Source organism: Streptomyces anandii JCM 4720, from assembly GCF_014650655.1.
Taxonomy (GTDB): domain Bacteria; phylum Actinomycetota; class Actinomycetes; order Streptomycetales; family Streptomycetaceae; genus Streptomyces; species Streptomyces anandii.
The window spans coordinates 29,031-36,070 of sequence record NZ_BMVJ01000033.1; the positions used below are offsets into that span (position 1 = coordinate 29,031).

The window sequence follows — 7,040 nt, forward strand, 5'->3', positions numbered from 1 at the left end:
CGTCTCCGTGCGCCCCGAAAAGATCTGGCTGTCCGACTTCGAACCCGGCATGTCGATGTTGTCGGGGGTGATCCGCGAGACCGTCTACAGCGGCCCGACGACCACCTACCACATCGAACTCGCCCCCGGTGTCACGCTGTCCGTGCTGGAGCAGAACACGGACCGGGCACGCATGGAGGACCGTTGGAGCGGCGGCGAGACGGTGGAGTTCGGCTGGCGGCCCGAACACTGCCTGGTCCTGACCTGAACCCGCTCCTGAAGAGATGACGAAAGCGAAACCGATGCATCACGACGTGATCGTGCTCGGCGCCGGGCTGGCCGGACTCGCCGCCGCGCGGGACCTGTCGGCCGCCGGCACCGACGTGCTCCTCCTGGAGGCCCGGGACCGTGTCGGAGGCCGGGTCGAGCAGACCCGCACCCCCGACGGACGTACCGTCCAGCTGGGCGGCGAGGTGGTCGGCCACGCCCACACCGCGTATCTCCGGCTCGCCGAGGAACTCGGCCTGGAGCTGGTGCCCAGCTATGTCGCCGAGCCCGGCCGGGTCACCCGTGCCACCCCAGAAGGGCTCTCGGCCGGAGATCCACCGCACTGGTTCGGCCCGGGTGACGCGGGTCAGCACGCGTGGCTCAGCCGGCAGTTCAGCGACCTCGCCGCCACCGTCGACCCCGACGACCCCTGGTCGCATCCGGAGGCGGACGCCCTGGACCGGCTGTCCGTGGCCGACTGGCTGCGCTCCTGCCACGCCACCCCCGCAGTGGTACGGCTGTGGGAAATCGGCCAACTGGGCCTGGCAGGAGGCTCGTACGAACGGATCTCGCTGCTGGCCGCGCTGCGCAAGAGCGCGGTGGTGCCCGGTACCGGCGACTACGACTACGACAGCTGGGAGGGGCTGCGGCTGGCGGCGGGGTCGGCCACGCTCGCCGAGGTCATGGGCCGCGAGCTGGGCCCGCGCATCCGCCTCGGCTCGCCCGTCGCCGCGGTCGACGTACGCCCGGGACGGTGCGCCGTGCGCCTGGTCACCGGCGAGGTCGTCACCGCGGCGGCCGTGGTGAGCGCCCTGCCGGTGGGACCGCTGCGGTCGGTCGCCGTCACCGGGGTGAACGAGGCCCGGCTGACCTCGCTGCACCGGCAGCGGCAGGCGGTGGCAGCGAAGTTCGCCGCCGTGTACGACCGCCCGTTCTGGCGTGCCGACGCTCTGAACGGCCTGTCCGAGACCGAGGGAGTGCTGGGCAGCACCTGGCCGCAGAACGAGGGCGTGCTGTCGGCACTGGTCCCGCCCGAGCGGTACGGCGTCCTGCTGGGCACCCCGCCGCAGCTGCGCACCCCGGAGCTGCTCTCCGAGATCGCCACGATGTTCGGCGCCGAGGCACTGCGGCCGACCGCCTGCCACCTGCGGCTGTGGGGCACGGATCCATGGACCCAGGGCTACGTGACGCAGTGGCCGCCGGGCGAGGTCATGGCGGTGGGCCCGCTGCACGGCACGCACGAACCGCCGTTCTACGTCTGCGGCTCCGACCAGTGGGTCGCCGGTTACATGGAAGGCGCCGTCCGCACCGGCCGCGCTGCCGCCGAGGAGGCGCTGCGCCGTGGCTGACCCCGCCCGCCCCACGACGGTCCTGAACCACATCGACGGCACGGACGTACCGGCCGCATCCGGGGCCACCCTGCGGTTGACCGACCCCGCCACCGCGCTCCCCCACGGGACGGCCCCGCTCTGCGGTCCCGAGGACGTGGACGCGGCCTGCCGGGCGGCCCAGGAGGCCTTCGAGCACTGGTCCGCCACGACCCCGGCCGAGCGGCAGACCGCATTGCTGCGCATCGCCGACGCCCTGGAGCGGCAGGGCGACGCGGTGGCGCGAGCGGAGGTCGCCGACACGGGCAAGCCGCGCGCCCGCTTCCTCACGGACGAGCTGCCCGCGGTCGTGGACGTACTGCGGTACTTCGCCGGGGCCGCCCGGAACCTGCCTGGTACGGCGGCCGCCGAGTACACCCCCGGCCGCACCTCCGTGCTGCGCCGCGAGCCGGTCGGCGTCTGCGCCCAGATCACGCCGTGGAACTACCCGCTGATGATGGCCGTGTGGAAGGTCGCCCCCGCGCTGGCCGCCGGGAACACCGTCGTGCTGAAGCCGTCCGACACGACGCCGTCCTCCGCCGCGCTCCTGGCCCGGCTGGCCGCCGAGCACCTGCCGGCCGGTGTGCTCAACGTCGTGTGCGGCGACCGCGACACCGGGCGCTTGCTCGTCGCCCATCCGCACGTCCGGCTGGTGGCCGTCACGGGCAGCGTCCGCGCCGGGCAGCAGATAGCCACCGCCGCGGCCGCCGACCTCAAGCGGCTCCACCTCGAACTGGGCGGCAACGCGCCCGTGCTCGTCCACGACGACGCCGATCTCGACGAGACGGTCGAGCAGTTGTCGTCACTGGCCTACTACAACGCCGGCCAGGACTGCACGGCCGCCACCCGGATCCTCGTCCACCACCGGATCCACGACCGTTTCCTGGCCGCCTTCGCAGAACGCGCCGCGCGACGCAGGCCCGGGGCCCCCGACGACGACCACGCCGACTTCGGCCCGCTCGCCAACGAGACGCAACTCTCTTACGTCAGCGCTCTGTTGCATCGCCTTCCCGGGCACGCCGAAGTGCTCACCGGCGGCACGGCCCTGAACCGCCCCGGATACTTCCACCCGGCCACGGTGGTCGCGGGGGTCCGACAGGAGGACGAGATCGTGCAGAGCGAGGTGTTCGGCCCGGTCGTCACCGTCCAGCGCTTCACCGAGGAGTCCGAAGCGCTCCGGATGGCGAACGCCGTCCCCCAGGGGCTGGCCGCGAGCGTCTGGACCCGCGACCACGACCGCGCCATGCGTGCGTCCCGGGCACTGCGCACCGGCATCGTCTGGATCAACACCCACGGCACGACGGTGTCGGAGATGCCGCACGGCGGAGTCCGCCACTCCGGCTACGGCAGCGACCTCTCCCTCACCGGCCTGCTCGACTACACACAGCCGAAGCACGTCATGCTGTGATCGGGAGCGGCACCCGGTCGGCCGCCGGCTGCCGGACATGGGCGCCGACCTCCGGGAGGCGGAGTACGACGACTGGCAGCGGGCCGCCCAGCGGTCCCCGGGCCGGCCCGGACCGCGCGGGGTCAGCAGGTGAATTCCTCGCGGTGGCCTCCGCGACGGTCCAGGGCGCCGGCCCGGTGACGTCGCTCCACGCCTGCAGGGAGGCCCGGGTCCGGGCACAGGACGCCGTACTGGGCGGCAACGTCCCTGGGACACGAGCCGAACTGCGCCACGCGCCGCTCCCGTCCGGGCAATGATGGTTGCGAGGCGTCCACCTACTGGCTGAGCCAGCCTCGCCCGGCCGATCAGTGGTGAGTTGGGCGTCCCGCTGCCGGCCCCGCCCCAGTACGACGGCGACCGGCTCGACTCGGCGGACGAAGAACTGCGTCGCAGGGCCCGCGTGCGCGCCGGACTCAGTCGGCCTCAGCCGGTTCCGCCAGGGTGCGGAGGCCGGGGGTGAGGACCACCAGCAGTTGGGGGACGATGAAGCCGGCCGCGCACAGCCACAGTGTCTGCCGGGCACCGATCACTCCGATGAGCGCGCCTCCCGGAACCGCACCGATCGGCGTGGCGCCCCACATCAGGAAACGCATGATGGCGTTGACCCGGCCGTGCAGGTGCGGCGGCAGCACGGCGAGGCGATAGCTGAACCGGGTCACGCTGAACATGCTGCTGAACAGCTCGAAGACGCCAACGCCCAGGACGAAGTACGCCACCGCCCAGCCGGTGCCGGTGAACGGGACGATCGCGATGGCGGGAATGGACAGCGCCGAGGCCCACCACAGCGTGCGGCCGGTGCCGATCCCGCCCACCACCAAAGGCCAGTCGTGGCGGGGGACGCGCGGCGTCGCCGAACAGACCGCGGCAGCGCTCCCATTCGGCCCGAGCACACAAGCGGGACGTTCTACGGTCTGGCCGACCGGCTCACCGGTCAACGCCTCCGCAACCCGGACGAACTCCTCGCCACCGTCATCACTGACGTCCACCGGCTCGGCAGGGCCGCCGATCTCGTCCGGCCGGCGCGGTCCATGACGAGCACGTCGCTTCCGCGTGGCCCGTCAGGGAATCTGGTCGGGAGCCTTGAGGGAGTCGAGCCAGCGGAGGAGGCGGGTGCCCTCCCGGGTCATGATGTCCGGGTCGCGCAGGGCGTTGGCGAGAAGCGACATGCCCTGGTAAGCGGAGACGAGGGTGAGGGCGAGGTCGTCCGGGTCGGGCAGGGCCAAGGCGCGGAACTGGTGCCCGGCCCAGTCGAGCAGCCGCCGGATCACGGCGCCGGCCTCCACGTCGAGGGTGCCGTCGGCACGCTTGTCGAGTTCGACGGCCAGGGTCCCGGTGGGGCAGCCGTAGCGGGCCGCGGCGTCGCGCCGGCTGACCCAGGCTTCGATCAGGACCTTGAGGCGGTCGCGGGGGTCGGGCAGCTGTTCCAGTGAGGCGATGAGTTCGTCCAGGTGCGTGCCGTGCTCGGACAGAGCGGCCCGGACCAGCTCGTCCTTGGTCTTGAAGTAGTAGTAGACGTTTCCGACGGGGACGTCGGCCGCCCGTGCGATGTCGGCGAGGGTGGTGCGCTCGATGCCCTGCTCGTACAGGACCTGCGCTGCCGCGGCGGTGAGCCGTCGGCGCTTGCCGGCTGCCCGTGCCCCGGGCTTCGCTGAGTCAGTCACCTGACCAACTATAGACCCGTCTCGGGCATGCTACGGTTGGCAGTAAGTCAGTCAACTAACTTATTGGAGTCTCTCGTGATCACAGTGACCGGCGCCACCGGAAACGTCGGCCGCGAACTGGTCCGCATCCTCGCCGAGGCGGGCGAGGCGGTGACCGCGGTTTCGCGCGGCGAGGCGCGCGACCTCCCCGTCGGCGTGCCCCATGTGCGGGCAGACCTCACTGACCCCGGCAGTCTGCGCCCCGCGCTCGACGGCGCCGACGCGCTGTTCCTGTTGGTGGCCGGCGACCACCCGCGAGGCGTCCTCGACGCCGCGAGGGCGGCCGGCGTCCGCCGCGTCGTCCTCGTCTCCTCCCTGGGCGTCGCCACCCGCCCGGACGCCTACCGCCACCCCGCCGCTTTCGAGACCGCGCTCCGGGGCTCCGGTCTCGACTGGACCGTGCTGCGCTGCGGCGGGCTGAACTCCAACACCTTCGCCTGGGCAGGGACGATCCGCGCCGACCGGGTGGCCGCCGCGCCGTTCGGCGACGTCGGCCTGCCGACGGTCGACCCGGCGGACGTCGCGGAGGTCGCCGCCGCCGCGTTGCTGTGGCCCGGCCACGCCGGTGCGGTGTACGAGCTCACCGGCCCCGCTCCGACCACCCCGCGCGAGCGGGCCGCGGCGATCGGCGCCGCGCTCGGCGAGCCGGTCCGCTTCGTGGAGCAGACCCGCGAAGAAGCCCGGGAACAGATGCTCGCGTTCATGCCCGAACCGGTGGTGGAAGGCACCCTCGCCATCCTCGGAGAGCCGCTGCACGCCGAGCGCCGGGTGAGCCCCGACGTCGAGCGGGTCCTGGGCCGCGCGCCGCGCTCCTTCGCGGAGTGGGCCTCCCGCAGCACCGCCGCCTTCCGCTGATCCGGCGAGTTGTCACGTCCCCCTCGACTTCCGGGAGAACCCTCATGCCGACCACCCCCGTCCTCGACTCGGTGATCGACTATCGCGAGCTCGGCTCCGGTGCGCCGATCGTCTTCCTACACGGCAACCCCACCTCCTCACATCTGTGGCGGAACGTTCTGCCGGCCGTCGGCCGGGGCCGCCTGCTCGCTCCCGATCTCATCGGCATGGGCGACTCCGGCAAACCCGACATCGACTACACCCTCGACGACCACGCCCGCTACCTCGACGCCTGGTTCGACGCGCTCGGCCTCGACGGCGTCGTCCTGGTCGGCCACGACTGGGGCGGCGCGCTCGCCTTCGACTTCGCCGCCCGCCACCCCGGCCGGGTCCGCGGCATCGCCTTCACCGAGACCATCGTCAAACCGATGACGTGGGAGGAGTTCCCGGAGGGCGGCCGCGAGCTGTTCCAGGCCATCAAGACGGGGGGAGTGGGAGAGGCCATGATCCTCGACGACAACCTCATGATCGAGAAGGGGCTGCCCGACACCGTCGCCACCCCCCTCGCCGCCGTCGACCTGCAGGCCTACCTCCGGCCCTACCCGACCCGGGAGAGCCGCCGCCCGCTGCTGCAGTGGCCGCGAGCCATGCCCCTGGCGGGCGAGCCCGCCGATGTCGTGGCCCGCGTCGAGGCCTACGACGCGTGGCTCGCGAGCAGCTTGGACGTCCCCAAGCTGCTGATCGACTTCGCGCCCGGTCCGGGCACCATGATGGGCCCCGCCCTCGTCGCCTGGTGCGCTGAGCACATGGCCGCCCTGGAGATCGAGCGCCATGACGTCCCGGCCGGGCACCACACCCCGGAGGACCACCCTGCCGAGGTCGCCGCGGCTATCTCGACATGGGTGGACCGGCACGGGCTGCGTCAGTGACAGTGAGTCGCCGAGATCCCGGTGTGGGTCGCCCGACGCGGCACGTGAAGAAGAACCCTTGACCGCTGCAGGCCCTCGGCCTGCGAGCGGCTCACCCGGTGACCGGCGTGCTGCGTGCGGTGGTGATCGATTCACGATCCCATATCGACGGGAAGACCCCGCACGGTTGCAGTGCCAGATCGAACTACCCAGATGCCGCTGCAGGGAGGAGTCTCCTCCGAGCGGCTCTTGAGTTCTTCGACATCCACCGCCGCAGGCCACCGGGTTCCGGTTTCCGACCATCGCACTCCAGCGAGGTCGAGGCCGTCGAGGTCGACGGTCCGGAGATCAGCGGTGGTGAAGTCGTTGATGAACGCGTGCACGGAGTCCAGGTCGAGCGCGGGTGCTACCCGGTCCAGCACCATGCCAATGGCTCGTGCAACTTCATGAACTCGGATGTTGACGATGGTAGAGGTGAGAACGCCGTCCGGGCCGGCGCGACCGAGGGCCAGTTCGAGGTCGCGGGCGCGAGAGTGGG

The 7,040-nt window shown here is 72.1% G+C and carries 7 protein-coding genes and 1 pseudogene; 5 read left to right on the forward strand and 3 right to left on the reverse strand.

The features are described from left to right. The 3 genes from IE249_RS39325 to IE249_RS33285 form a co-directional block, all read left to right on the forward strand. On the forward strand, positions 1 to 247 hold a 247-nt coding region (locus IE249_RS39325), incomplete at its 5' end, for a TOBE domain-containing protein (protein WP_229859824.1). Positions 248 to 281: 34 nt separating this feature from the next. After that, positions 282 to 1,595 carry a flavin monoamine oxidase family protein gene (locus tag IE249_RS33280; RefSeq protein ID WP_189710888.1) on the forward strand — a complete coding sequence of 438 codons (1,314 nt, stop codon included), beginning with the start codon at positions 282 to 284 and terminating at the stop codon, positions 1,593 to 1,595. Then, on the forward strand, positions 1,588 to 3,021 hold the full coding sequence (locus tag IE249_RS33285; RefSeq protein ID WP_189710890.1) for an aminobutyraldehyde dehydrogenase: 1,434 nt from the start codon (positions 1,588 to 1,590) through the stop codon (positions 3,019 to 3,021). Before IE249_RS33280 ends, IE249_RS33285 begins: the two co-directional genes overlap by 8 nt. 452 nt (positions 3,022 to 3,473) lie before the next feature. On the opposite strand, the gene IE249_RS33290 is transcribed toward IE249_RS33285, so the two are convergent. Beyond that, positions 3,474 to 3,872: an MFS transporter gene (locus IE249_RS33290; RefSeq protein WP_229859825.1), complete on the reverse strand. Its 399-nt coding sequence runs from the start codon at positions 3,870 to 3,872 to the stop codon at positions 3,474 to 3,476. Between the two features lie 246 nt (positions 3,873 to 4,118). Beyond that, positions 4,119 to 4,721, reverse strand: coding sequence for a TetR/AcrR family transcriptional regulator (locus tag IE249_RS33295; protein WP_189710894.1), 603 nt, complete (start codon positions 4,719 to 4,721; stop codon positions 4,119 to 4,121). A 75-nt stretch (positions 4,722 to 4,796) separates the two neighbouring features. Between IE249_RS33295 and IE249_RS33300 the strand changes: the two genes are divergently transcribed. Together IE249_RS33300 and IE249_RS33305 are read left to right on the forward strand one after the other, a co-directional pair. Further along, complete coding sequence (locus IE249_RS33300; RefSeq protein WP_189710896.1) at positions 4,797 to 5,615, forward strand: NAD(P)H-binding protein; 819 nt, start codon at positions 4,797 to 4,799, stop codon at positions 5,613 to 5,615. A gap of 44 nt (positions 5,616 to 5,659) precedes the next feature. After that, positions 5,660 to 6,523, forward strand: coding sequence for a haloalkane dehalogenase (locus IE249_RS33305; protein WP_189710898.1), 864 nt, complete (start codon positions 5,660 to 5,662; stop codon positions 6,521 to 6,523). A gap of 131 nt (positions 6,524 to 6,654) precedes the next feature. Here the strand turns inward: IE249_RS33305 and IE249_RS33310 are convergent. After that, a pseudogene (locus tag IE249_RS33310) lies at positions 6,655 to 7,040 on the reverse strand (hypothetical protein); the annotation flags it as partial.